This window comes from Jeotgalibacillus marinus (assembly GCF_040801915.1).
In the GTDB taxonomy this organism is placed as follows: Bacteria; Bacillota; Bacilli; order Bacillales; family Jeotgalibacillaceae; genus Jeotgalibacillus; species Jeotgalibacillus marinus.
In genome coordinates, this window is record NZ_JBFMIA010000001.1 from 275,562 (window position 1) to 302,380 (window position 26,819).

Consider the following 26,819-nt stretch of genomic DNA (forward strand, 5'->3'; position numbering starts at 1 on the left):
TTTTATGTGTCGGGATTTGTTTGGTCTTCTTTTTTCTCTTGAAGCATATCTTTCATTCTGTCTAATTGTTCAAGGAATGACCTTGATTTTGCATAAACACCAACATATTCATCATAATAAGTACGGATAACTAATCGAAGTTCATGCTTCGTTTTTTCTTGAAGACAGATCGTACCTAAACGACTTAAATCCAAATAAAAAAACAAGCGCAAAAGCCGAATGGTTTTAGCGGAAACAGACATTCGATAAGTATCAACATGGCTACAACGATGGCATAGCAAGCCATTTTCTCTTATTGAAAATGAAAAATTCCCTTCAGTTTGCCCACAGCATGCACAGCTATCAAGTACTGGCTGAACACCATATACAGGTAATAACTTCATTTCAAAAATAAAACAAATCACCTCTTCATCGTGACCCTCATTTAAATAAGATAAGCATTGCGACAAAAGCTCAAATAAAAATGGGTTCGATTGAAGATCTTCAACAGCTTTATCTAAAAGCTCAACCATATACGATGCATGAGCAGATTTAAATAAATCTTCCTTAATCGCTCGTTGTGATGCAACAAGATCGCCTTGTTGTAAAGTGCCCATCCCTGATCCTTTATGAAACAAGAAATTAGCATAGGTAAAGGGCTGCGAAATGCTTGAAAGTCGACTATTTGTTTTTTTCGCACCACGCGCCATTACAGCAAACTTGCCAAATTCTCTTGAATAAATAGTGACAATTTTATTGGACTCTCCATAATCATTTGTTCGAACAACAATGCCTTCACATTTTTGGAGCATATGGAATCCTCCTCCCTGCTACTGCACATGATTCGATGATTATTGGCTGTTATACGAAAGGATCGGTTGCTTCTTCTTTTTCATCCATCAAATTCGGTACCGTAAAATGCACAAAATCTTGTTCTTCTATTTCTTTTAACAGAAGATACAATTCAACATTCCCAGTCTGACTAAACACCTTCCAAGTAAAATCAAGCATTTGTCTCACACCTTTCATGTTATTCCATGAATGTACACGACTTTTATGACTTTTCTACTTTAGTGTTCCACCAATAGGGCTGAACATGGCTCGAAACTTTTCCCAATCCTTCCGACAGCAACCAGCCAGTTAAGGTTTAATAATCATCGTTAAATCCAAAATCTCGAAGATTGCTCATTTTATTTCGCCAATCCTTTTGAACTTTAACCCATAGCTCTAGATATACTTTGGAACCAAGTAAATTCTCAATATCTTCTCTGGCGCGTTGGCCAATTTCTTTCATCATTGCGCCTCGTTTTCCGATAACAATTCCTTTTTGAGAATCTCGCTCAACGATAATTGTGGCCATTACATTGATTAGTTCTTTGCCTTCTTCTTTATTGATTTTTTCAATGGATACTGCGATCGAATGCGGCACTTCTTCACGCGTTAAATGAAGAGCCTTCTCTCGAATCAACTCAGAAATAATAAAGCGTTCTGGGTGATCAGTAATTTGATCTGCTGGATAATATTGTGGACCTTCAGGTATATATGAATGAACCTGTTCAAGCAAAGTCTCAACATTATTTCCTTCTAATGCTGAAATAGGAACCACTTCTTTAAATGGTAGACGGGTACGATAATCTTCAATCATTGGAAGCAATTCATCTGGATGAAGGGTATCTATTTTATTGAGCACTAAAAAAACTGGTGTTTTCACGTCTTTTAGTAGCTCCATGATGTACTCATCCCCACGGCCTAGACCTTCATCAACATTGACCATAAACAAGATCAAGTCAACCTCACGAAACGTATTAGTCGCCGCTTTGATCATAAAATCACCAAGCTTATGCTTTGGTTTATGAATACCTGGTGTATCGATAAAAATCATTTGGCTTTCATTTGTTGTTAATACACCTTGAACTTTATTGCGTGTTGTTTGAGGCTTATCGCTCATAATGGCAATCTTTTGCCCAATGACACGATTTAAAAATGTTGATTTTCCGACATTCGGGCGTCCGACGATTGAGATAAACCCTGATTTATGCTTTGTTTCATTTCCCATGTAAATCCTCCTGTGAAAAAGCGCCAGGAAGTAAGTCACCTACTGTTAGCTCCTGTACGTCTCCATTTAAGTTTGTTAGGTAAACAATCATCGACTGATCGCAAAGCTCCGAAATGACTTGTCTACACGCCCCACATGGTGGCACTGGGCGAACGGTATCCGCAACAACGGCGATCGATTTAAACGTGACATCTCCTTCTGCATATGCTTTAAATATAGCCGTACGTTCAGCACAGTTACACATGCTATAAGCAGCGTTTTCAATATTACAACCATGATGGACACGTCCGTCTGTTGTTAGCAGCGCAGCGCCTACCTTAAATTTAGAATAAGGTACGTAAGCTTTTTCACGTGCTACTTTAGCTTCTTCAATCAATTGTTCAATCTTCAATATGCAGCTCTCCTTTAGATCAGTTCCACCATTTGTTGTGTCTGTAAGATAAAGGCGATCGATTTTTCTTTGAACCGTATTCCTTGTACCTATATTCTACTACATTTTCATCTAAAATAAATATTGTATCGTCAAACAAAATTCTTCTTTTTATGCGCTTAAAAAAACCATTCAAGTAGCTTAGGAATAAAAATGACCCCTCCGACGACTACAGCTGAAAGGGCAAAGGTCAGTACAGCAGCAGCGGATGCATCTTTTGCACGCATAGCTAAAGGATGTTTCTCCTGAGTAATAAGATCAACCGAACGTTCGATGGCCGTGTTCATAAGCTCAAAAGCAAGTACACCTGTGATCACAAAGATCAGAAACAACCATTCAACTTGAGATAAATCAAAGACAAATCCGAGAAAAATCATCACGCTGGCAACGACAACATGAATGCGAAAATTTTGCTCATTTCTCCACACGTCCGAAACACCCTTCCAAGCAAATCGAAATGAGGCGATTAGTTTGCGAGTATCCATTGTTAAGACCTTGGCAATCCAAATTCCTCAAGAAGGGATTTTTGTCGACTGAACATAACTTCTTCATCCGTCTCATTCATATGGTCATACCCCAATAAATGGAGAAAACCATGAAGAGCCAAAAAACCAAGCTCTCGATCAAATGAATGTCCATAATCCTCTGCTTGTTCGTTTGCAAACGGAACAGAAATAATGATGTCTCCAAGTATTCTTGGCAATCCCTCTCCACCAACAATATTTATTTCTCCATCTCCCTCTTCTTCCATGGCAAATGAAATCACATCGGTTGGTTGATCTTTCTGGCGATAATCACGGTTGATCTCTTGAATCCGGTCATTGTTAACAAAAGTAATCGAGCATTCTCCTTTCTTCACATCTTCTTTTTGAGCCGTAAAAGTAAGTAATTGCTCGATCAATTCCATATCTGCTGGTTTAATTGTTGTTGTTTCATCTAAGAAATCGATGTGTAACGTCATGCTTGTTTCTTCCTTTCTCGTTCTTTGGTGAATTCGGGGTATTCAATTCTTGAATGGAAAATCCCATTTAGTGTCTCACAAAAAACGCGTTTTATCGTTTCTAATTCTTTCAACGTCAAATCACATTCATTAAAATGACCGTCTTGTAAGCGGTCTTGAACAATGGATTGCACGAGCCCTTTAATTTTATCCGACGTTGGATCCTTCATCGATCGAACCGCTGCTTCAACACTATCCGCGATAGAAATAACAGCCGTTTCCTTCGTTTGAGGTTTCGGTCCTGGATAGCGATAATCTTCTTCGTGTGCCTCAATGCCATTTTCTTTTGCTTTATAATAAAAGAATTTTAATAAAGTTGTACCATGGTGCTGTTCAGCAATATCAACAAACTCTTTTGGTAATTTATATTTTCTAAGCATTTCAGCCCCATCTAAAGCGTGAGAGATAATAATATCCCTTGAAGCTTCTGGGGAAAGTCTGTCGTGTGGATTTTGATCACTCAATTGGTTTTCAATAAAAAAATGTGGTCGTTTCGTTTTTCCAATATCATGATAATAACAACCAACTCGTGCTAACAACCCATTTGCCCCTATTTCCTCACATGCTGCTTCTGCTAAGTTTGCGACCATTACACTATGATGATACGTGCCAGGTGCTTCCGTTAAAATACGTTTTAGTAAAGGATGATTTGGATTTGATAGCTCCACAAGCTTAATTGTAGACAAAATGCCAAAACCTGCTTCGAATAAAGGCAATAAACCGATTGTTAAAATAGATGCCAATACACCTGAGACACTTGCAAAAATGAGATAAAACATGTAATCCATCGCACTATATTGGCCGCTTTCCATCAAAGTAATAGACAGCAGCACCAATACATTTGCAACCGCTACAAATAAACCGGCTCGCAATAAATAAGTCCGTCGTTTTGAATGGGACAAAAATAAAATTCCAGCAAGTCCACTAAATAAGAAATAAATCGCAATTTCCACATTCACTGAACCTGTTATGCTGTCGTTAAAAACAATACTACCGCACGCTGCTAAAAGAATTGTCACGACTAAAGCGAGTTTAGTATTAATCATACTTCTAATTAACATTGGTGCCATTGCTGCTGGAAATAAATAGCCTATTTGCGAGATATCTAATCCTCGGACAAGCTCTGTCACCTTCATTAACCCGAGGGATAACAGGAAAATCATACTGACAAGTGTTAAATAATTTTGTTTTTTCTCTTCTTTGATTTTCCAAGAAGAAAATTGAAAGTATAAAACGAATAAAACGATCAATGAAAATAACACCAGACCTACATAAGGTGCCATAGTCTGATCATTCGTCGTTAAACCGAGGGCTTCTAATTGACGAAAAATCTCACGATCAATTAGATACCCTTCTTGTACGATTACTTGACCCTCTAATATATGAACTGGTTCAACCGATTCTCTCGCTTGTTTAATACTAGCTTGCGTTTGCTCTTTGTCGAATATATTCGTTTCGATTATTGCAAACCGACCAAGTGCAATCACTGCGTCTTTTAAGTCTTGTTGGATAGAGGATACTTGCAATTGCTCCTCAATTAAATCTTTATTTATTGTTACTTCTTCTTCCTTGATCGGGTCTGCCATTACCGATTCAATTTGAGTAATCGTAATGTTCCTTGCACGTTCTAATTCAGCGTCACTCGAGGATAATAGTTGTTCAAATACATCATCATCAATGGACGTCGTTACATCTTCTGATACGTCTGCTGTCAAAGCTTTCTTCAACTCAGAAAGATTTTCCTCCGGCACTGAAACTTCTTCATCTGTTTCTGGATCTTCAGCTTGCTCTTCAGTATAGTTATACTCTTTTGCGAAATCAAATATCGATCCAACTAATGACGTTCGATTATCGACGATCTCTGGACGAAACGCAAACGCCTGAGAAACTTCAGCAACTTCTGCAGCTACACGTTCTCGTTCAAGGTCAGTTCTATGCTCATCTACTATGGTTTTTGGAGAACGAATTGTTTGCTCAGCGACTGAGAACAATCGAATATCATACGTCTCTGTTCGTACATAACTAAACAATAGCAAAAAAGTTAACATGGCGACTACACCCAATAAAAGCCATGTAAATAATCGAAAACTAAGTAATGTTCGTACACGTCTTATCCAATATTCCATCTTTTCTCACGCTCCAATAAGAGAAAGCTCCTAGTAATCCAATCCTTAAAAAGGTTTATATATATGTATGCTTGGACAATTGATACGTTCGCTTAAATAAAATCAGGTCCTTCTTAAGTATAGCAGAAAATCAAATGATGAAAATGAAAAATCTGTCCCTCTTTAGTAAACGAAGGACAGACACTTATTTACTTATTTTCTTTTTGATCATATGCTCCAATAATTTTCCCAACTAGCGGATGTCGTACAACATCTGCTTGCTCAAGATAATTAAAAGCAATACCCGGTACTCTCTTTAGAACCGTTTGTGCCCCAACCAATCCTGATTCCATCCCTTTAGGTAAATCCACTTGGGTTTGATCACCAGTAATGACCATTTTCGAGCCGAACCCAAGTCGAGTTAGGAACATTTTCATTTGCGCACGAGTTGTGTTTTGAGCTTCATCCAAAATGACGAAAGCATCATCCAATGTTCGTCCTCTCATATACGCTAGAGGGGCAATTTCAATGATCCCACGTTCGATTAAGCGCTGTGTATGATCCGCACCTAATACATCGTTTAGCGCATCATAAAGAGGTCTAAGGTAGGGGTCAACCTTTTCTTTTAAGTCCCCTGGTAAAAAGCCCAAGCTTTCCCCTGCTTCAACAGCTGGACGAGTTAAAATAATTCGTTTCACTTTATTATTTTTAAGTGCATGGACCGCCATCACTACAGCCAAATATGTTTTACCTGTACCCGCAGGACCTATTCCAAATACTAGATCCTTATTTCGAATTTCCGTAACATATTGGCGTTGTCCCATCGTTTTTGCACGAATTACTTTACCTTTTGCACTTTTAGTAATTTCTTCATCATACAATTCATCAAAATATTCAAGAGTTCCTTTGATTACCATTTGAAGCGCATACATGACATCACGCTGGCTAATTTGAATCCCTTTACGAATTACTTTTAATAATTGATTAAGCACTTGCTGAGCTTGTTTTGTTTTTTCAGGCTCACCTGTAATTCGAATCGTTTCGCCACGTGACAAAATTGCAACGTCTAATTCAGTTTCAATCGTTTTTAAATGCGTGTCCGATGTACCAAAAAGCGAGATCGCTTCGTTTGGGTCTTCTAATGGTAAATCGATTGTTATACGTTCATCTGTCATTCGCGTGTCTCCTCGGTATAAGGTTGTACTTCTGCAATGTCTTCAATCGCTTGGATGTAGAGTGTTAGCTTAACTTTACCATTCTCAATTTGTTCATGCAAAATTTTTTCATGTTGAATGCTCCCTCCACCACCAATCAGTGAAAGAACTTCTTCCCTAGCGACCTCTTTTGCAATATCAATTGCTTGAGATGGTTCTAACTTCTCTTTGGATCGATTAATTTCTGAAAACTGTACGCTTTTCCTTTTTAGAGGAATCTCTTTACCAAAAAGTTCATACGTGTGAATCGTTTCTTCCTCAGTGGCAAGTGAAAAGGCATTCTTCTTAAAATGTATGGGTGGTGACTCCCACCCGAACAATTCAAAAGATGTTCTTGATTCCATGTTTCCAGTCAATGTTTCGACGGTGAGCGTTTGCGGGATGGTTACATTCACTTCATACCAAGTTTCTGCCATTACAATACCTTTAGATGGGACCAATTGCTTGTCTTCTTCTCTACCAACAAGACCTGTCACCAAAAGCTGACCTTTCTTAACGACACTATTCACGTTCTCAACTGCTTGTCCCGATTCAATCAACATGGATTGAATCGTTCCAGCTTTCGATGCAATGATCTGAGAAGACGAGAGTTGTTCATCCATCTCTATGCCTTGCTTTTCCTTTAATCGGACAATTAGTTTTGTTCCTTGCCATTCCATCCCCATCCAGGAAAGATTATCTATTTTGTCATAAAGAAGAGGTGCCATTTTATCTTCAGAAGTTAATGATCGTTGAAGTCGTCCTATCTGAAATCCCTCTTTCTTTAGTACTTCATTAACTTCTTGTTGAATTTCTGGTGTTGCACCCGTGAATTCAATTGACCATACAAATTGCGATCCACCTATAACTATGGCAATCGCAACAACTAACCACAACATAAATGATCGTACAAGAACGACATTTTCAACATCATACGCGAGTCCTTTTCCCCTGTGTAAAGAGATCGTGCAACCTGAACGGAATACAGCTTTACGAAGGGCAGACAATGATTGATACGAAATATAAAACTCTACCTCGTGTTCTCCGATTGATTTTAATTGATGTAATGAGACTGAATCCCTATGTAGTCGATGAATGACAGTGGCATAAGCTTTTCCTTTTAAGGTGACGCGAACCGTTCCAGGTAATACGTTTTTCATGCCTTCTCTCCACCTTGCTGCCGTTTGTACTCCACTTGATCAATTTCTCCTTGAATCACCATTTCATCTGCAACCATGGATTGAATTTGCAACGCCTTCCCATTGACTTCAATGTGACCCTCAAATACCTTAATCCAAATACAACCCTTTTCAACACGAATTAAGCCCTTATGGTTTTCAATATGTAACAGAAAGGACCCAATCCATGTCATTCTTGGTAGATCAAACAACAGATCTTCTGGAAGCTGTAAGGTAGTTCCGATCCATTGCTTTGTCCTCATGAACCAGTTAGACATAAAAAAGACCCCCTCTCACCTCATTTATATGAGGGAGAGGGGGCTTTCATAACCTTTTTAACGAGTCATCTGTCTAGCATGAGGTTTTTTTGAACGTGGAGGTCCAAGTATCTCGGCTAAAACGATTCCATTGACAAGGTCTTTTTTCTGCAAACCATCTTTTATTGAAAGTTTTTTAATCTTGGATGGTTCGAAAGCTTTCGATGTGTTAGGTCTCGTTTGTAAGCGGCTAGATCTCGGATTCTCTATAGTTCTAGAGAGCTCAACAACCGGCACCGGCTTAATGACAGGCGGTTGTATGCTCCTTGGTTTTGATTGTTCAATCTCAGCTTTTTGTCTATCGTATTCTGTGGCAAGGTCCTTCGCCCTACGATCAAATGCTTGTCTAGCATTTTTTACACGTTCTTGCATTGCTGATTGTTCAGGGGAAACAGGAGCTGTTGGCCTTGTTTTAGGCTCCTGCTTTCCTTCTTTTTTCTTTTGATTGTTAAGCATACTGATAATACCTGCAATAATTGCCATAATGATTAATTCCATGGAGGGACCCTCCCTTCTGGATCATTCTTGCTTTTATACTTCTTTGAGGAATTTAATTTTCTTCTTTATTATCAGATATTTTACCGATTGAATCACGCATATCTGTATCTGCATCGATATTTTTAATGTTCATGTAATCCATCACACCAATGTTTCCTTCACGGAGCGCTTCAGCCATCGCAAGCGGTACTTCTGCTTCTGCTTCAACCACTTTCGCTCTCATTTCTTCTACGCGTGCTGTCATTTCTTGCTCATGTGCTACAGCCATTGCACGACGTTCTTCCGCTTTTGCTTGAGCAATATTTTTATCTGCTTCAGCTTGTTCGATTTGAAGTGAGGCACCGATGTTTTTACCGATATCAACGTCTGCGATATCGATCGAGAGAATTTCAAATGCAGTACCAGAGTCTAACCCTTTACCAAGAACGGTTTGAGAAATTAAATCTGGGTTTTCAAGAACTTTTTTGTGGTTGTCGCTTGAACCGATTGTACTAACAATCCCTTCACCTACACGAGCAACGATAGTATCTTCACCCGCACCACCGACAAGACGCTCGATGTTTGCACGAACTGTAATACGTGCTTTCGCTTTCACTTCAATTCCATCCATCGCAACACCGGCAATAAATGGTGTCTCAATTACTCTAGGATTTACACTCATTTGAACCGCTTGTAGTACGTCACGACCTGCTAGATCGATTGCAGCACAACGTTCAAAGGCAAGCTCAATATTTGCACGTTGTGCTGCGATTAGCGCATTCACAACGCGGTCTACGTTACCACCAGCTAGGTAATGACTTTCAAGTTGGTTAATTGATACATCAACACCTGCTTTTGATGCTTTAATCATCGGGTTAATTACACGGCTAGGAATAACACGTCTTAAGCGCATACCCACCAATGTAAAGATACTTACTTTTACACCTGCAGCTAATGCTGAAATCCATAGCATAACAGGAACAAATGTGAATAATACACTTAGTGCAATAACTACTGCTGCGATAATAACGAGTAACATAATTGCTTCTGGACCCATTTACTCTTCCACTCCTCTTTTTATTCAGCTTCTCGAACAATAATACGAGAACCTTCTACTTTGACTACTCTCACTTTTTTTTCTTTATTAATATAGCCACCTTCAGTGACTGCATCAATCCGTTCCTCATCAATAATGATTGTTCCGGACGGACGAAGTGGTGTTCTCGTTAAACCAATTTTCCCAACCAATTCATGCCGGTGAACATTAGAAACGAAACCACTTTCCGCGTTTGTCGAATCCCTCAAGATGATCTTTTTTAACAAATCAAGATTTTTACCAAGAAATTTCACCATGATCACCATCCCGATCACTGCTACGAGCAATGCAATAGATATGGAAATACCCATAAAGACGATATTATTGCCCGCAAGCAAGATACTTACAAAAACTGCGGCCAAACCAAGTATACCCAAAATGCCTCCAGCAACAAAAAACTCAGCAATAATCAGAGCCACACCGATTAAGAAAAGAATCATTACTTCAAAGCCTGCCAACCCTGCGACAAGATGACCGAAAAAGAACATCATAAGCGCAATCAGCCCCATTGTACCTGCTACACCAAAGCCAGGAGAGTATAATTCAACAACTAGCCCTAAACTCGCGACGGAAAGTAATATCGGTACAATGATCGGGTTTGTTATAAATCGTGCTAAGTTTTCTAAGAAGCTCGGTTCAATCGTACGAACTTCAGCATTTTGAAATCCTAACTCCACTAAAAGAGCATCCAAATTATCGACCGTTCCTTCAGAGTAACCAACTTCAAATGCTTGGCTATGCGTAAGCGTTAACAACTCACCTTCAGGAGCCCAGTCTTCAATATCGATTGATGCATCCGCCATCGCTCGTGCATACTTAGGATCACGGTTATGTTCAGATGACTCAGCAGCCACTGTCATAGCAGCTAGCCAATTGCTTTGCGCCTTCTTGTCTGCATCGCTGCCCGAAGAAGTAATAACAGCTGCTGCACCCATTTTACCTGAATTCGTCATGTAAATTTCATCGGCGTACAATGCGATAAAGGCACCTGCAGAGATCGCGTTTGGATTGACAAATGCGATGGTTCTCAAATCAGTTTTTTCAAAAGCTTGTGCGATCTCATCAGCCGCGTCAACTGCTCCGCCGGGTGTATCGATGTCGAAAATAATGGCAGCTGCACTTGCTTCCTCTGCTTCTTCAATCGATCGTTCAAGAAAAGAGGCAAGCCCTCGTTCTACTTCTTTTTCTAGTGGCGCTACATATACAACTTCATCAGCAGCCTTCACTGGTTGAAACGTAAATATAAGTGAGAATAAGAAAGCAGCGGCTAAAAATAATACTGTCCCCTTACGGATCACAGAAATCCCTCCTCTTAAACGTTACTTCTCACTACCTTCATTACGTTTTAAATTAGAAAAGGTTTCATTCTTTTAAAAAACATAAATAGTTTTTTAAGTACTGTCAATCATAAAATGGTTAGCAGTATGTAAAAAAACTGATCCTCTACATTGTGAACAGACAATCAGCCAAAAATCAAGCCGTGATGAGTAAATCACCACAGCTTGATTGGTAACTGATTGATACACATGTATGTGATCAGCTATTTTTATGATAAGTGCTGTTGAACGATTGCATTTACTCGTCCACCATCTGCTTTGCCTTTTACTTTTGGCATCAATGCACTCATAACCTTACCCATATCAGCTTTAGAAGAAGCATTGACATCGCTAATCGTTTGGATAACGATCGACTTAAGCTCTTCGTCTGATAATTGACGAGGCATATAGGTTTCAATTAACGCAATTTCGGATACAAGCTTATCAGCTAAGTCATCACGACCAGCATTTTTAAACTCTTGATATGAGTCTTTCCGTTGCTTTAATTCACGAGAAAGAACGGTCAATGCTTCGTCATCTGTCAATTCTTGTCTTCCGAGTTTGTAACCCTCATTTTGTAAAGAAGATTTGACCATACGAATAACCGAAAGATTATCTCTTTCTTTGTTTTTCATCGCTTTTTTCATGTCTTGGTTAAGACGCTCAAGAAGACTCAATTATAGCACCCTCTATTCCGATTTAGAACTTACGCTTTCTTGCTGCTTCAGACTTTTTCTTACGCTTCACACTTGGCTTTTCATAGAATTCACGTTTTCTGAATTCTTGTAAAGTTCCAGCCTTTGATGTAGTCTTTTTGAAGCGGCGAAGAGCATCTTCAAGCGATTCGTTTTTGCGAACAACCGTTTTTGACATCTCTCTTTCCCTCCCTCCGAACACACTACACTTACAAGTTCAAGCAAAGAGAACAACGAGAAGTCATTCTTCATTGCATGCAGTAAGATAGGGATACTTACTGACATTCATGGGATCAAGCCCCATGTACTTATCTAGTATAATATATCGTTCTGTATGGGTCAACCTTATTTACAACAAAAGCGCTAGCGGCTCGTTTGATCCGACAAACATGACAGATTGACTCCCTTTGCCAACTACTCAGTGCATTTTAAAGAAGCTTGCATTACAGTATTGATAGACAACACCACTGTGAATTTTTCAAATACTATTTAATTGACTAATAATCGCTATCTGCCACTAGTCCTTGAAGGATTTTCACACCAGAACTAGCACCTATTCTTGTTGCTCCTGCCTCGATCATTTGGTTAGCGTCTTCAGTAGAACGAACGCCTCCCGATGCTTTTACTCCAATCTCGGCTCCCACTGTTTTTCTCATCAATTGGATATCTTCTACTGTTGCTCCACCAGTTGAGAACCCTGTAGATGTCTTAACATAGTCTGTTCCCGCTGCAACGGCCAGCTCACAAGCACGAACTTTTTCTTCCTCAGTTAGTAGAGAAGTTTCGATGATCACTTTTGTTAACGCATTTCCTTTAGCAGCATCAACAACCGCTTGGATATCTTGTTGTACAACATCAAATTGCATGCTTTTTAATGCCCCTATGTTAATAACCATATCAACTTCCGTTGCGCCATCTTCAATTGCTTGCTTCGTTTCGAATGCTTTTGTTTCTGTGGCAGAAGCACCTAAAGGAAAGCCAATAACAGTACAAACTTTGACATCCGTACCTTCTAAAAGTTTACTTGCAAGACTTACCCAAGTAGGATTCACACAGACAGACATAAATCCGTGTTCACTTGCTTCCTGACATAGTTCAGTAATTTGTTCATTTGTTGCTTCTGGTTTCAATAATGTGTGATCGATCATTTTAGCAATATTTACAGACATAATCATTCTCCTTTTTTTAGATGTATGTACCTACCATAGCATCTTGTATATGATTTGGCGAGATGATTGGTGATGTTTCAAAAAAAGAACGTGCCTCTGAGATCCTTGTTCTCCCGAATAATCTACCATGCGGGAAAAGCCTCTAAGCACGTTCAGTATTTTATTTATGAGCTAACTTCTTCATGCTCAAGCACACGAACAAATTCACCTTTGTTAAATGGATAGCCAGCTGCAGTAATTTTTACTTTCACAAGTTTGCCCACCATCTCTTCACTAGCAGGGAATACGACTTTCAAGTAATTATCTGTGTACCCAACATACTGTTTTCCTGTTGGATCTTCTTTATATTTTTCTTCAGGAATCACTTCAAGCACGCCGTTTTCAAAAAGGGATGCGTACTCTTTTGCCAATTGGTCTGACAAAGTAATTAAACGATGCACACGTTCGTTTTTCTTTTCTTCGCCCACTTGATCATCCATTCGTGCAGCAGGTGTGCCGGTTCGTTGTGAATAAGGGAATACGTGCAGTTCAGAAAACTTTTGATCTTTAATGAATTGAAAAGTTTCCATAAACTCTTCTTCAGTCTCACCTGGAAAACCAACAATCACATCAGACGTCACCGCTAGACCAGGTAAGGCTTTTTTTAGCTTTTCCAGTCTTTCAGCGAAAAACTCCATCGTGTATTTGCGGCGCATTCTTTTTAAAACGGCATTTGATCCTGATTGAAGTGGAATGTGTAAATGACGAACGACCACGTTTGAGCGATCAATCACGTCAATGACTTCATCCGTGAGTTGACTTGCTTCGATGGAAGAAATGCGAATTCGCTTAAGACCTTTAACTTGCTTTTCCAAATCTGTTAGCAACATAGCAAGGTTATAATCTTTCATGTCTTCTCCGTACCCACCTGTATGAATTCCAGTTAAAACAATTTCTTTGTAACCTGCATCAACAAGCTGTTGTGCTTGGTAAAGAACATCCTTTGGATCCCGTGAACGCATAAGTCCTCTGGCCCAAGGAATGATACAGAAAGTACAGAAGTTGTTACAACCTTCTTGAATCTTAAGTGAAGCACGTGTTCTGTCTGCAAATGCTGGAACATCTAATTCCTCATACACACGATTTTTCATAATGTTTGTCACACCATTAATTGGTTGTCTTTCAACTTTATATTGCTCAATATACTCAAGCATTTTCGTTCGATCCTGTGTGCCAACTACCACGTCAACACCAGGAATCGCCATAATTTCTGCTGGAGATGTTTGAGCGTAACATCCGGTAACGCAAATGACTGCATCAGGATTTTTCCGTATGGCACGACGAATGACCTGACGGCTTTTTTTATCACCAGTATTTGTTACTGTGCACGTATTGATAACATATACATCGGATGTTTGGTCATAGTCTACTCGTTCATAGCCATTGGATTTAAACAGTTGCCATATTGCCTCTGTTTCGTAATGATTAACCTTGCATCCAAGTGTATGAAATGCGACTGTTGCCATTTTTTCACCCCATTAATTCAAAATGATATGAGATTGCTGCCAATGCATAGAGTGGAGCTGTCTCAGTTCGTAGTATTCTTGGTCCAAAACCACAGCTGATTGCACCGACTTCTTGTAATTGTGTAACCTCTTTTTCGGATAAGCCACCTTCAGGTCCGACAACAACAAGAATGGACTGGTGTGCTAAAACATTCGAAAGTGCCCGCGCAAAAAGAGACCTCTCTCCCTGTTTGGCTTGCTCTTCATAAGCAACAATGATCCAGTCAAACGATAATGCAGATGTAAGCAACTCCTTAAATGAAACAGGAGCAGTTACATCTGGCAGATGGTATCGGTGCGATTGTTCAGCTGCTTCTTTCGCAATTTTAGACCATCTATCCACTTTTTTTGCACCTTTTTTATGTTCCCATTTTACAATAGACCGCGAAGCGGTAAATGGTAAAAACGAATAAGCGCCAAGTTCTGTCGCTTTTTGGATGACAAGTTCTAACTTGTCACCTTTTGGTAAGCCGTGTGCAATCGTAACCTTAACGGGTAGTTCTGGAGATTGGTCTTCGAAAAATTCAACAACACATTGCACACCATGTTCAGTTATTTTTTCAATCCTACACACTGCACTTAATTCGTTTGAAAAAACACTGATGAGTTGATCGTCTTGTTTCATCCTCATTACTCGAGTAATGTGGTGTCCATCATCGCCCGTAATGAAAAAACGGTTATCTTCATCTGGCTGCTGATCAATAAAATAACGCTGCATGACTATTCTCCTGCATGGTCTGTTGGTTTTTTGGCAATAATTGCAACCCAGTCTTCCATTGCAATGACTTCCTCAATGACAAACCCAGCTGTGATCAACTCGTCTTTCACTTGTTTTTTCTTTTGCTGAATAATCCCTGATGTAATAAATGTTCCACCTGGTAGGACGAGTTTATACGCATCCTCTACAAATAGCATAATTACTTCCGCTAAAATATTTGCAACAATCACTTCAGCTTGTTCTGTTTGTTCAGTTAATAAATTCCCTTGTTGTACAGAAACCTTATGACTGACATTGTTTAGTTTAATATTTTCTCGTGCAGAAGTAACTGCAACTTCATCCAAATCAAGCGCACGAATATCTTTTGCTTGGAGTAAAGCTGAAGCAATACTTAAAACACCTGAGCCTGTTCCTACATCAATGATGCGGTCTCCCTCTTTCACCATTCGTTCAAGCGCTTGAATACACATCACGGTTGTTGGGTGTGTTCCTGTTCCAAACGCCATTCCTGGATCAAGTTCGATGATAAGTTCATCACTTGACACTGGGGTATAGTCTTCCCATGTTGGAACAATCGTGAATGTTGAAGATATTTTCACTGGATGGTAGTACTTTTTCCAAGCAGTTGCCCAATCTTCTTCATTTACTTCACTAATCTCCACCATATTCGCCCCAATATCAATATCAAAGGCTTTCAGATTAGTAATGGCTTGCTTAATCCCATCAACCGTTTCAGCTAAAAAGCTATTGACTGAAATGTACGCTTTAACGTTTACACCTGTATCTGGGTAATCGTCAGGATCGAGTTGGTAGATTTCACCAAACTTATCTACTCTTTCTTTAGTAAGTTCTTTGGGATCTTCGATGACAACACCACTGGCCCCCGCTTCATGCAAAATGTTGGATATCGGCTCAATCGCCTCGTTTGTTGTATGAATGCTTATCTCGGACCAATTCATTCTACCAACTCCATTCCCTTTTACTCACCCTTGAAAGCGCGTTTAACTTTATCAAAAAAACCATCATGCTGTTCGTCTGGATGTTCACCACTGATGTCAGCATAGTCACGTAGTAATTGCTTTTGCTTATCGGTTAATTTCTTAGGTGTGATGACTTTCACGCGAATATGCTGATCGCCTGTGCCATAACCATGAACATTTTGTACACCTTTTCCTTTTAAGCGGAATGCAGTCCCAGATTGCGTTCCTGCTGGTAACTTCCATTTTACTTTTCCATGAATAGTTGGTACTTCAAGCTCGTCTCCAAGTGCAGCTTGTACAAACGTAATCGGCATATCTAAATGGATGTCATCTTCTTCACGTGTGAAAATCTCATGTGCCCTTACGCGGAATACAACGTACAAGTCACCAGTTGGTCCGCCGTTTACACCCGGTTCACCTTGACCACTTACACGCATTTGCTGACCATCGTCAATTCCAGCAGGAATCTTCACATGAATTTTTTTGCGTTTTTGAACTTTTCCATCGCCGCGACATGTCGTACATTTATCTTTAACGAGTTTACCTGTACCCTCACAGTAATGACAAACACGTCGGTTAACAATACGTCCAAATGGTGTTTGTTGCTCAACATTTAGCTGACCAGCACCGTTACAGTGAGAGCATGTATCTGGTTTTGTACCAGGCTTCGCTCCGCTGCCATCACATGTTTCACACGTTTCTTCACGCGGAATTTCAATGTCTGTTTCTTTACCAAAAACAGCTTCATTAAAAGTAATTGTCATCGTGTATTGTAAGTCATTCCCCGCTCGAGGCGCGTTTGGATCATGACGTCTACCGCCTCCTCCACCACCAAAGAACGAACTGAAAATATCTTCAAAACCACCGAAGCCTGCTCCACCGCCACCAAAGCCTTGGTTAGGATCTGTATGACCAAACTGATCATAATGAGCTCTTTTCTGATCATCGCTTAATGTTTCATATGCTTCTTTAATTTCAATAAATTTCTCTCCAGCATCTTTTTCTTTATTAATATCTGGATGGTGTTTCTTAGATAAACGTCTGTACGCTTTTTTAATGTCTTCTTTTGAAGCTCCCTCAGAAACTCCTAAAACTTCGTAAAAATCTCGTTTACTCATTATCTACACTCCTGGGTCCTTTTACATGAAGGTTATTTTATCATTATAAGAGGTTTAAGTACAATGAACAAAATATAGTTTTTTCGTATGGACAAAAGAAAAAGCCAAAGCCATTCAAAACGTGACTTTGACTTTTTCTTTAGCAACTTTCGCTTATTTATTTCTTGTCCTCTGCTACTTCTTCAAACTCAGCGTCGACAACATTGTCATCTTTCGAGCCAGCTTCTCCGTTTTCTGCTTGTTCTGCAGCCTGAGCTTGCTGGGCAGCTTCTTCATACATCTTCATCGTTAGCGCTTGGATGATTTCTTGAAGTGCATCTTTTTTCGTTCTAATTTCTTCAAGTTCATTTTTCTCGATCGCTTCTTTTAATTCCTCACGAGCCTCTTCTGCTTTTTTCTTTTCTTCTTCATCAACTTTATCACCAAGATCAGTCAATGTTTTTTCTGTTTGGAATACAAGTTGGTCTGCTTCGTTGCGAAGTTCTGCTTCTTCTTTAAGTGTTTTGTCAGCTTCAGCATTTTCTTCTGCTTCTTGAACCATACGTTCGATTTCATCATCAGAAAGTCCAGTTGATGATTTGATCGTGATTTGTTGTTCTTTGCCAGTACCCATATCCTTCGCACTAACATTTACGATACCATTTTTATCGATATCAAATGTTACTTCGATTTGAGGCACTCCACGTGGTGCTGGTGGAATATCACCGAGTTGGAAACGACCAAGTGTTTTATTGTCCGCAGCCATTGGGCGTTCACCTTGAAGCACGTGAATGTCAACAGCATTTTGGTTATCTGCAGCTGTAGAGAATGTTTGTGATTTTGATGTTGGAATCGTTGTGTTACGCTCGATCAATTTTGTCGATACGCCACCCATGGTTTCAATTCCAAGTGATAATGGTGTTACGTCAAGAAGAACAACATCTTTCACGTCACCAGTTAGAACGCCACCTTGAACTGCAGCACCCATCGCTACTACTTCATCAGGGTTAACGCCTTGTGATGGTTCTTTGCCCGTTTCTTTGCGGATTGCTTCTTGAACAGCAGGAATACGTGTTGATCCACCAACAAGAATAACTTTATCGATTTCAGAAGCAGAAATTCCTGCATCTTTTATCGCTTGACGAGTAGGTCCCATAGTACGCTCTACTAAACTTTGTGACAGCTCTTCGAATTTCGCACGAGAAAGAGTTAATTCTAAGTGCAATGGTCCAGCTTCTCCAGCTGTAATAAATGGCAATGAAATCTGTGTAGATGTTACGCCAGAAAGATCTTTTTTTGCTTTTTCAGCAGCATCTTTTAGACGCTGTAACGCCATTTTATCTTTTGAAAGATCAATGCCATTGTCTTTTTTAAATTCAGCAACCAAATGGTCAATGATAACTTGGTCAAAGTCATCTCCACCTAAACGGTTGTCACCAGCAGTTGAACGTACTTCAAATACGCCATCTCCTAGCTCAAGTAAAGACACGTCAAACGTACCGCCACCAAGGTCATAAACAAGGATCGTTTGGTCTTGGTCCATTTTATCAAGCCCATACGCTAGTGCAGCAGCTGTTGGCTCGTTTATAATACGTTCTACTTCAAGTCCAGCAATTTTCCCAGCGTCTTTTGTTGCTTGACGCTCAGCATCGTTAAAGTATGCAGGAACGGTAACAACTGCTTTCGTTACTTCTTCCCCTAGATAGCTTTCAGCGTATGATTTCATATATTGAAGAATCATTGCTGAAATTTCTTGTGGTGAATATTCTTTGCCTTCAACTTCTACTTTATGGCTTGTGCCCATATGTCTTTTGATCGACATGATTGTGTTTGGATTTGTGATTGCTTGACGTTTCGCTACTTCCCCTACTTGCTTTTCTCCATTTTTAAATGCAACCACTGATGGAGATGTACGATTACCCTCAGGGTTTGCAATTACTTTTGGCTCTCCACCTTCGAGAACCGAGACACAAGAGTTTGTTGTACCTAAGTCAATACCAATAATTTTACTCATTTTTTAAAAACCTCCTAATATAAGTATGTAATTATTCATTTACTTTAACCATCGATGGACGGATGACGCGATCTTTCAAACGATATCCTTTTTGAAATTCTTCTATTACGGTGTTAGATTCGACACCTTCTTCTGAAACTTGAATCACGGCTTGGTGAAGATGAGGATCAAATGATTGTTCAACCGCTTCAATCACTTCTAGTCCTTCGCCTTTTAATGCTTCTAGCAGACTTGAATGAACCATCTGCATTCCTTTAAGAAGTGATCCTGTTTGATCATCTGATACTTCTATATTAAGCGCGCGTTCAAAATTATCAAGGGCAGGAAGAATGTTTGAGATCAAGCTTTGCGCTCGATACTTTTCCTTCGTTTCCCCTTCCATTTGAATACGACGGCGGTAGTTGTCAAAATCAGCACGAAGACGTAAATAACGATTTTCTGCTTCTTCAGCCTTCGCTTCCCAGTTTTCAGTCGTAGCCTCTTCTGTTAAGTCTTCTTGTACTACTTCTTTGTCCACAGCTTCTGATGCTTGTTCAGATGCTATGTCTTCCAAAGTTTCTTTTGTCATATCTTTCTCTGACATTGGTTTCACCTCCTTGAAATACTTGTGCGTTTTATTGCAAAATTTCTTTTCCCCAACCTAGTATAGACAAAACACTCTTTTTTGTCTCATAAAAAGCGTGGCAATCCCTTCGCTTCGACTTGGTCAGCTATCTAGAGAAGCCCAGCCAAAAACCGAAGCAAACGATTGTTAACCTTCGTTTGACTATGTCCATTCGTCGGGTGATTTTTCGTATAAACTTGATAAAGCTTTTGAAAGATCAGTACTTATTACATTTAACAAGCTAATTACGCGTGAGTATTCCATACGTGTAGGCCCAAGAATGGCAAGAGTACCTTTTTGACCACCAGCTATGGGGAAGGTCGCAGTAATCAAGCTGCAATTTTCCATGGCAATATTCTCGTTCTCCTTGCCAATTTTAACTTGAATCCCGCCCCCATCATTTGGACGAATAAGCTTGTATAAACTTTCTTCACGGTCGATCATATCCATCAATATACGCAGCTTTTCAATATCGCTAAATTCAGGCTGATTGATCATGTTCATTTTGCCGCCAAAAAAGAGCTTATCATGAACCGGTACGTTCATAATTTCAGCAAATACTTTAAGGATCGAATCATAATTAGCTATATGACGTCGTAAAAGAATAGCTATCTCCTGATGCAAACGATCATGAAGGTTGATTAGTGGTGTGCCTACAAGTCGATCATTTAACACTCGAACCATTTGCTCAAGGTCCTCGGCGTTCATTCCTTTTGGCAATGAAAAGCGTCTGCTTTCAACATGGCCTGTATCAGTCACGATAATGGCTATCGCAGATTCCTCTGATAATGGAACCATTTGAATCTTTTTCACACGGTTTTCTTGCAAGTTTGGACCTAATACAATGGATGTATAATTAGTTAGTTCCGAAAGAATTTTCGCAGAGCGTTGTACGATATTTTCCATTTCATAAATTCTTTCTGCAAAAACCGATTGGATCTGTGAAATATCCTGTTGCTGCAAAATTTGTGGAGATAATAAATGATCCACATAAAAACGATAGCCTTTTTCAGATGGTACACGACCTGAAGAAGTATGCGTTTTTTCGATAAAACCCATTTCTTCTAAATCAGACATCTCGTTTCGGATTGTAGCAGAACTGATTTGAATTTCTTCCTTCTTAGACAGGCTTCTCGATCCAACAGGCTGGGCAGAACGAATAAAGTCGTCAATGATTACTTGCAAGATAAGTAATTGTCGATTGGTTAACACCGTTCATCACCTCTGTTAGCACTCTGTTTAACTGAGTGCTAAATCTATACTTAATTTATCAAATCCTCGTTTAGCTGTCAATCAGTTCGATCACACCAATAAAGGATTGAAATACTTCATTTCCAAGAAAGCGTCCTTGCTGCGTTAAACGGATTCGATCCCCCGTTTTTTCGAGCAGATTCTTTTGGATCATTTGATGTATCGAATGACGGAAAATATCATCCATTTGGACATTATATCTCTCATAAAATCGTGTAATGGAGACACCTTCCGTTTTTCTTAACCCTAAAAACATCTCTTCTTCCATTTTTTCATTTTTTGAAACAGCATGAGCAGTCATGGTAGGCTCATCTCCGTTTACAATTGATTCCATGTATTTATTGACAGGTCCGATATTTGAGTAACGAACGCCATCAACATAGCCGTGAGCGCCTGCACCGAAACCAAAATATTCCACATTATCCCAATACACGATATTATGTTTACTTTCGTGTCCAGGGGTCGCAAAGTTACTTATCTCATATTGTTTCAAGCCTTTTCGCTCCATTTTATCCATCAAAAGCTTGTACATTTCAGCTTCTGTTTCTTCACCTGGAAGAGGTAGCTTCCCTTTTCGTAATAAATTATAAAATACGGTCTTTGGCTCAACAATAAGTGAGTAAGCTGAATAATGTGGAAGATTAAGCGCCAAAGCTTTATCAATCGTTTCTTCAAAATCCTCTATTGTTTGCGTTGGCAACGAATAAATAAGATCAATACTTATGTTGGAAAAACCTGCTTCCTGAGCTTCCTCAATTGAACGATAAACATCTTGTGAACGATGATTTCGTCCGATCTTTTGAAGCAACTCATCACTAAAGGATTGCACACCAAAACTTAGTCGATTCACGCCAAACTTTAGAAGCACATCGATTTTATCTCGGGTTAAATCACCTGGGTTTGCTTCAAATGTGTACTCGATATTATCACTAAAAGGCAATGTCTCCGCTATTCCAGAGCACAATCGTTCTAGTTGTTCCTTATTTAAAGCTGTTGGTGTCCCTCCACCCACAAAAATACTTGTAAATGGGTGTTGTGGTTTAAGTACTCGTTGTTTCATCTCTTGTATCAGTCGCTCAATATATAAATCAACTGGCTGATTTTTCATAAACACTTTATTAAAATCACAATAATGACAAATGTGGTGACAAAAAGGAATATGAATGTAAGCTGCTGTTGTTATCATGTCTCCACCCTCTTTTCATGCAAAAAAGGGATGAGTTTAACTTCATAAAGAAGCTCTCTCCCCTTTCGCATGTTCATATGAACTAATCCTAAATTGTAGTTCCTCAATTTTTCCGAATCGTCCATTTGCAGTACCGCCATGAACGCCTCTTCTAGGTATACTAAATTAGTTTTCATCTTACACTATCTTAAGATATTTTAAAAGCCTTGATATTATTGACAGCCACAGTGTCGTAATATTAAATAATTCTTAACGCATTTGACAAACGTCCTTTAGTATAGAAGAAAAACATCAACATGATTGGCATTAATGATAGTATCACAAATTTAAAATAAGTGAATCATTTTCTCTTACATTAGGTATACTTAATTGCGTTCTTCGCAGCAGTGATAAAGCAGATCAAACTCTTCATGATTTATTTATAAAACGATGTGCTTTTCACTAATTCTTAATCGACTCTCCCCTACTTGGTTGGCGGAAAATCTTCCCCATCATCCAACCACACCTCTCCATCTCGATACGTCATCTGCTCTGGATAGCGAAGATCCTGAACTTCTTCTTGAATTTTCTTAGAAGGTGGTTTAGTAGCAAGAGACACAAGGATGTTTGTTAATAATGCTGCAGCAGCTCCGAATACCCCTGCTCCTGTATCGATTATTCCTAAAATCGTAAAACCTCCGTATTTGGCAACTAAGATGTAACCGAATGTCACAGATAGGCCAACGATCATACCTGAAATAACCCCCGCCGCATTCGAGCGCTTCCACCACACCCCGAGTAACAGCGCTGGGAAGAAGGAGCCAGATGCAAAAGCGAATGCCCACGCAACGATTTGTGTAATCGCACCAGGTGGGTTAAGTGCCATAATGCCTGCAGCTAGTGAAGCTAAAACAATTGACCAACGACCAACTGACAACCGTTTTTTTTCTGTGGCTTGTGGATTTATTGAACGGAAATAAATATCATGTGATAACGAGGCTGAGATGGCAATCATTAGTCCACCAGCAGTAGACAGTGCTGCTGCCATTGCTCCAGCGGCCATCAATCCAATAACAAAGACTCCTAGATTCGCAATTTCTGGCGTTGCCATAACAACAATATCATTCGCAACTTGTAATTCTGTCCATTGCAGGATTCCATCACCATTTGTATCCGCGACTTTTAGCATGCCTGTATCTATCCATGATTGTGTCCATGCAGGCAATTCATCAATTGGAGAATTCACCACTTGCGTCATCAAAATGAAACGAGAGAATGCAGCGTATGCTGGTGCTGACAGGTAAAGAAGTCCAATAAATAGAAGCGCCCAAGCACCACTCCAACGGGCAGCTTTCATTGTTGAAACCGTATAAAAACGTACAATTACGTGAGGTAAACCTGCTGTACCAGCCATCAACGTAAACATCAGCGCTAAAAATTGCCACTTAGTTCCTTCTGTAAATGGCACTACATATTCGGATATTCCAAAATCCTGATCGAGTGCTTTCATTTGTTCCAACACTTGACCATAGGACACCCAAGGAAGTGGATTACTTGTTAATTGCAGAGACATGAAAATTACTGGAATTAAATAAGCTGTGATCAACACAACATATTGAGCTACCTGAGTCCAAGTAATCCCTTTCATTCCGCCAAGCGCAGCATAAAATGCGATTAGAACTGCACCAATAAGTGTACCGATCCGATAATCCACTTCTAGAAGCCGGCCAATGACAACACCCGATCCGGACATTTGTCCAATGGAATACGTAAAACTGATAATTATGGTGGCAAATGCCGCAATCAATCTTGCCGCGTTACTACTATAACGGTCTCCAATAAACTCAGGTACCGTATAACGACCGTATTTTCGAAGTTGAGGAGCTAACAGAAATGTTAGTAACAAATAACCGCCTGTCCACCCCATAATGTAGCCAAGACCGTCATAACCCATGATCATAACGGTACCAGCCATCCCAATGAATGAGGCCGCACTCATCCAGTCTGCTCCAATGGCCATCCCGTTAAATATCGGTGGAACGCCTCGACCTGCAACATAAAAATCAGAAGTTACCTTCGCTCGGTTGTAAATAGCGATTCCTATGTATAATCCAAACGTTGCTAGTATGAATGCTAATGACACAATAAACTGTGTATCCACCATCTTCCCCCCTTTAATGTTCTGATTTCCACGATTACACCATTTTAATGATCAATTGATTTACCCGATCCAATTGATTCATTTCGTGCATCGTCAATGCCATATTTTTTATCAACACGATCACAAACGATGGCACTGACAAATAATAAGATTATGAATATTACTACCGCTCCTTGAGCCCCCATGTAATAGTGAAGCGGGAATCCATTAAACGTAATTTTAGATAAAGGTTCAGCGAACAATACAACACCAAATGAAGCAACAAATCCAATCACTAAATAAATGATAATGAGGGTCGTACGTGTTCGGAAATAAGCATCTGCCACTTTTTTATCAATTTTCTTCACTACATCATCTCCCCTTTCATCTCTAGCCTTTTAAATCAAAGATAAATTTAATCGTTTCCCCAAATGGCAAGGGAACTTTTATAATTTCTATTAACATGAAACACCCAACCGCTAAAAGCGGTAATGTAAATAACCATTTTTTCCGAAGTTTTAATGCTAGAAATACAGATGCGATTGTAATCATTGCGAACACCCAAACCAAAACCATTTCAGCCTCCTTTTAATTGTAAGCGTTATCATTATTGATTTTAAATATGACGAAAATTCAATCTTTTTGTCTATTATTCCTTTATTAAGCACTTATGTCAACAACAGCGAGGCGAAGAGAAATAAAATCTTAAACCTATATTCCTTGGTTTTTATAAAAATGATCCTTACAAAAATCTCTTTTTAATTTACTTTTCACTCCCAAACCTAATTAACTAGAAAAAAGATTAAATTTTTTTCGCTGATAATCCTTTTATTGCCTATAGAAAAAGACACCTATTCTTGTACGATAGGGAGCGTAAAAGCTCCATCCTGTACAAGATAGGTGCCTACTATTTTTCCACCATTTTTATAACTACGGCGGCAAATCACTACTTCTTTTTGTCTCTTACTTTTCGTCACTGTCCATTTGCAGGACCGCCATGCAGGCTTCATATGGACAAGAATATACGGATTGTATAATAGCGTACCGTATCGTACTTCGCAATACATTGGCATCATTGGGGTTGATGCCGATTCCATACAGATGAATATAAAATTGTAACTCATCGTATTTTATCATATCCCACCATAACGGTGGCTAAATGGTGGCAACTATTATAGAAGAAAGCAGGATCTTTAAAAGGTTGACCCAAAAATGACATACCCTTGTGAATATGACAAAACATCAAAATAACTTACTTAATAGAGGGAAATGAAATGACTTACCAAAAAGAACTGGATCGGGTCCACGAATTATTGTTTGAGTTTTTGGGAGAGGAAGAAGGTACGGATTTAAGAGATGAAACAGTCATTGCGATGGCTTTGACTAAGTACGAAGAGTTTCTACTTAAAGAATTAAATAAGTAAATTGACGTTAGTGCAAAATTATATTTTTAGTTTAAATTATTACTAATCATCATTATCATCAGTTCTAAATGCTCAAATAGTGTAAACATATACTACAATTCTTGTAACTTTAGTCATATTTGTATGCTATAGTATCAGAGTAACACTATCCAACAAATATGGGGGTAATTGTACATGGCAGATGTAACAACTAAGAAAAAGAAGCCGTTCTATAAGAAGTGGTGGGTATGGTTAATTGCGCTTGTAATCGTAGCAGCTGCAGTCGGGGGCGGAGACGAAGAAGTAGCTGACGAGATAAAAGAAGAGGCTACAACAGAGGAAGCTGTAGCAGCTGAATCGGAAGAATCATCTGATGAAGAGGCAGCAGAAGAAGCTGTTGAAGATGATGTTTCATCTGAATTCAAATCAGCCTTAAAGAAATCACAAACGTACTCTGATACAATGTATATGTCAAAAGCCGGACTTTTTGACCAACTTACTTCTGAGTATGGCGAGCAATTCCCTGAAGATGCTGGGCAATATGCGGTCGACAATGTAGATGCAGATTGGAACGAAAATGCTTTAAAGAAAGCTGAGAGTTATTCTGACACAATGTACATGTCGAAAGCCGGAATCTACGATCAACTAACTTCTGAAGCTGGTGAGCAATTTACAGCAGAGGAAGCTCAGTATGCAATTGATAATATTGAAGCTGATTGGAATGAAAATGCACTCCAAAAAGCAAAAACATACCAAGAAAGCATGAGCATGTCCAAGGAAGCAATTCGCGATCAGTTGGTTTCTGAATACGGTGAGCAATTCACCCAAGAAGAAGCAGACTATGCAGTAAATAACTTAGAATAAAAAAAACCACTATCGCTTTAAGTGATAG

The 26,819-nt window shown here is 39.3% G+C and carries 30 protein-coding genes; 2 read left to right on the forward strand and 28 right to left on the reverse strand.

Annotated features, from left to right (window positions below):
* Nucleotides 1–2: 2 nt before the first annotated feature.
* The 28 genes from recO to AB1471_RS01575 all read right to left on the reverse strand — a co-directional run bounded on the left by recO (nt 3) and on the right by AB1471_RS01575 (nt 25,648).
* Complete coding sequence (gene recO / locus AB1471_RS01440) at nt 3–791, reverse strand: DNA repair protein RecO (protein WP_367777743.1); 789 nt, start codon at nt 789–791, stop codon at nt 3–5.
* Between the two features lie 49 nt (nt 792–840).
* On the reverse strand, nt 841–990 hold the full coding sequence (locus AB1471_RS01445; protein ID WP_367777744.1) for a YqzL family protein: 150 nt from the start codon (nt 988–990) through the stop codon (nt 841–843).
* Nucleotides 991–1,126: 136 nt separating this feature from the next.
* Nucleotides 1,127–2,035, reverse strand: coding sequence for a GTPase Era (gene era, locus AB1471_RS01450; protein ID WP_367777745.1), 909 nt, complete (start codon nt 2,033–2,035; stop codon nt 1,127–1,129).
* Nucleotides 2,025–2,426 carry a cytidine deaminase gene (locus AB1471_RS01455; RefSeq protein WP_496350325.1) on the reverse strand — a complete coding sequence of 134 codons (402 nt, stop codon included), beginning with the start codon at nt 2,424–2,426 and terminating at the stop codon, nt 2,025–2,027. The genes era and AB1471_RS01455 overlap by 11 nt, the downstream gene beginning before the upstream one ends.
* 158 nt (nt 2,427–2,584) lie before the next feature.
* Complete coding sequence (locus tag AB1471_RS01460; protein ID WP_367777746.1) at nt 2,585–2,950, reverse strand: diacylglycerol kinase; 366 nt, start codon at nt 2,948–2,950, stop codon at nt 2,585–2,587.
* Between the two features lie 2 nt (nt 2,951–2,952).
* Entirely contained in the window at nt 2,953–3,426 is a 474-nt protein-coding gene (gene ybeY, locus AB1471_RS01465; protein WP_367777748.1) for an rRNA maturation RNase YbeY, read from the reverse strand.
* Nucleotides 3,423–5,513: an HD family phosphohydrolase gene (locus tag AB1471_RS01470; protein ID WP_367777749.1), complete on the reverse strand. Its 2,091-nt coding sequence runs from the start codon at nt 5,511–5,513 to the stop codon at nt 3,423–3,425. The genes ybeY and AB1471_RS01470 overlap by 4 nt, the downstream gene beginning before the upstream one ends.
* A gap of 266 nt (nt 5,514–5,779) precedes the next feature.
* Nucleotides 5,780–6,745 carry a PhoH family protein gene (locus AB1471_RS01475; protein WP_367777750.1) on the reverse strand — a complete coding sequence of 322 codons (966 nt, stop codon included), beginning with the start codon at nt 6,743–6,745 and terminating at the stop codon, nt 5,780–5,782.
* On the reverse strand, nt 6,742–7,923 hold the full coding sequence (locus tag AB1471_RS01480) for a sporulation protein YqfD (RefSeq protein ID WP_367777751.1): 1,182 nt from the start codon (nt 7,921–7,923) through the stop codon (nt 6,742–6,744). Before AB1471_RS01480 ends, AB1471_RS01475 begins: the two co-directional genes overlap by 4 nt.
* The gene (gene yqfC / locus AB1471_RS01485) at nt 7,920–8,219 is read right to left on the reverse strand and encodes a sporulation protein YqfC (protein ID WP_367777752.1); all 300 of its coding nucleotides are present in this window, start codon (nt 8,217–8,219) and stop codon (nt 7,920–7,922) included. Before yqfC ends, AB1471_RS01480 begins: the two co-directional genes overlap by 4 nt.
* Nucleotides 8,220–8,276: 57 nt before the next feature.
* On the reverse strand, nt 8,277–8,756 hold the full coding sequence (locus tag AB1471_RS01490) for a YqfB family membrane protein (RefSeq protein ID WP_367777753.1): 480 nt from the start codon (nt 8,754–8,756) through the stop codon (nt 8,277–8,279).
* A gap of 52 nt (nt 8,757–8,808) precedes the next feature.
* The gene (gene floA / locus AB1471_RS01495; RefSeq protein ID WP_367777754.1) at nt 8,809–9,792 is read right to left on the reverse strand and encodes a flotillin-like protein FloA; all 984 of its coding nucleotides are present in this window, start codon (nt 9,790–9,792) and stop codon (nt 8,809–8,811) included.
* 20 nt (nt 9,793–9,812) lie between these two features.
* On the reverse strand, nt 9,813–11,129 hold the full coding sequence (locus tag AB1471_RS01500) for an NfeD family protein (RefSeq protein WP_437342313.1): 1,317 nt from the start codon (nt 11,127–11,129) through the stop codon (nt 9,813–9,815).
* 248 nt (nt 11,130–11,377) lie between these two features.
* Nucleotides 11,378–11,824: a GatB/YqeY domain-containing protein gene (locus tag AB1471_RS01505; RefSeq protein ID WP_367777755.1), complete on the reverse strand. Its 447-nt coding sequence runs from the start codon at nt 11,822–11,824 to the stop codon at nt 11,378–11,380.
* A gap of 22 nt (nt 11,825–11,846) precedes the next feature.
* Nucleotides 11,847–12,020, reverse strand: a complete 174-nt coding sequence (gene rpsU, locus AB1471_RS01510) for a 30S ribosomal protein S21 (protein WP_039809800.1) — start codon at nt 12,018–12,020, stop codon at nt 11,847–11,849.
* 319 nt (nt 12,021–12,339) lie between these two features.
* Nucleotides 12,340–13,011: a deoxyribose-phosphate aldolase gene (gene deoC / locus AB1471_RS01515; protein ID WP_367777757.1), complete on the reverse strand. Its 672-nt coding sequence runs from the start codon at nt 13,009–13,011 to the stop codon at nt 12,340–12,342.
* A 164-nt stretch (nt 13,012–13,175) separates the two neighbouring features.
* The gene (gene mtaB / locus AB1471_RS01520; protein WP_367777758.1) at nt 13,176–14,516 is read right to left on the reverse strand and encodes a tRNA (N(6)-L-threonylcarbamoyladenosine(37)-C(2))-methylthiotransferase MtaB; all 1,341 of its coding nucleotides are present in this window, start codon (nt 14,514–14,516) and stop codon (nt 13,176–13,178) included.
* Nucleotides 14,517–14,520: 4 nt separating this feature from the next.
* Complete coding sequence (locus AB1471_RS01525; RefSeq protein ID WP_367777759.1) at nt 14,521–15,273, reverse strand: 16S rRNA (uracil(1498)-N(3))-methyltransferase; 753 nt, start codon at nt 15,271–15,273, stop codon at nt 14,521–14,523.
* A gap of 2 nt (nt 15,274–15,275) precedes the next feature.
* Nucleotides 15,276–16,232, reverse strand: a complete 957-nt coding sequence (gene prmA / locus AB1471_RS01530) for a 50S ribosomal protein L11 methyltransferase (RefSeq protein ID WP_367777760.1) — start codon at nt 16,230–16,232, stop codon at nt 15,276–15,278.
* Between the two features lie 20 nt (nt 16,233–16,252).
* A complete protein-coding gene (gene dnaJ, locus AB1471_RS01535) occupies nt 16,253–17,371 on the reverse strand; it encodes a molecular chaperone DnaJ (protein ID WP_367777761.1) in 1,119 nt (372 codons plus the stop codon).
* 157 nt (nt 17,372–17,528) lie between these two features.
* On the reverse strand, nt 17,529–19,364 hold the full coding sequence (dnaK, locus tag AB1471_RS01540) for a molecular chaperone DnaK (protein ID WP_367777763.1): 1,836 nt from the start codon (nt 19,362–19,364) through the stop codon (nt 17,529–17,531).
* A 31-nt stretch (nt 19,365–19,395) separates the two neighbouring features.
* The gene (gene grpE / locus AB1471_RS01545) at nt 19,396–19,947 is read right to left on the reverse strand and encodes a nucleotide exchange factor GrpE (RefSeq protein WP_367777764.1); all 552 of its coding nucleotides are present in this window, start codon (nt 19,945–19,947) and stop codon (nt 19,396–19,398) included.
* Nucleotides 19,948–20,130: 183 nt separating this feature from the next.
* A complete protein-coding gene (gene hrcA, locus AB1471_RS01550) occupies nt 20,131–21,180 on the reverse strand; it encodes a heat-inducible transcriptional repressor HrcA (RefSeq protein WP_367777765.1) in 1,050 nt (349 codons plus the stop codon).
* Between the two features lie 70 nt (nt 21,181–21,250).
* Complete coding sequence (gene hemW, locus AB1471_RS01555; protein ID WP_437342320.1) at nt 21,251–22,402, reverse strand: radical SAM family heme chaperone HemW; 1,152 nt, start codon at nt 22,400–22,402, stop codon at nt 21,251–21,253.
* Between the two features lie 466 nt (nt 22,403–22,868).
* Nucleotides 22,869–24,545, reverse strand: a complete 1,677-nt coding sequence (locus tag AB1471_RS01560; protein ID WP_367777767.1) for a sodium:solute symporter family protein — start codon at nt 24,543–24,545, stop codon at nt 22,869–22,871.
* Between the two features lie 44 nt (nt 24,546–24,589).
* A complete protein-coding gene (locus AB1471_RS01565; RefSeq protein WP_367777768.1) occupies nt 24,590–24,892 on the reverse strand; it encodes a DUF4212 domain-containing protein in 303 nt (100 codons plus the stop codon).
* Nucleotides 24,893–24,914: 22 nt separating this feature from the next.
* Nucleotides 24,915–25,100 (reverse strand): hypothetical protein, encoded by a 186-nt coding sequence (locus AB1471_RS01570; RefSeq protein ID WP_367777769.1) that lies wholly within the window; start codon nt 25,098–25,100, stop codon nt 24,915–24,917.
* 275 nt (nt 25,101–25,375) lie between these two features.
* The gene (locus AB1471_RS01575) at nt 25,376–25,648 is read right to left on the reverse strand and encodes a hypothetical protein (RefSeq protein ID WP_367777770.1); all 273 of its coding nucleotides are present in this window, start codon (nt 25,646–25,648) and stop codon (nt 25,376–25,378) included.
* Nucleotides 25,649–25,798: 150 nt separating this feature from the next.
* Here AB1471_RS01575 and AB1471_RS01580 point away from each other — a divergent pair, with 150 nt between their 5' ends.
* Nucleotides 25,799–25,948 carry a hypothetical protein gene (locus AB1471_RS01580; protein ID WP_367777772.1) on the forward strand — a complete coding sequence of 50 codons (150 nt, stop codon included), beginning with the start codon at nt 25,799–25,801 and terminating at the stop codon, nt 25,946–25,948.
* 174 nt (nt 25,949–26,122) lie between these two features.
* A complete protein-coding gene (locus AB1471_RS01585) occupies nt 26,123–26,791 on the forward strand; it encodes an Ltp family lipoprotein (RefSeq protein WP_367777773.1) in 669 nt (222 codons plus the stop codon).
* Nucleotides 26,792–26,819 lie beyond the last annotated feature (28 nt).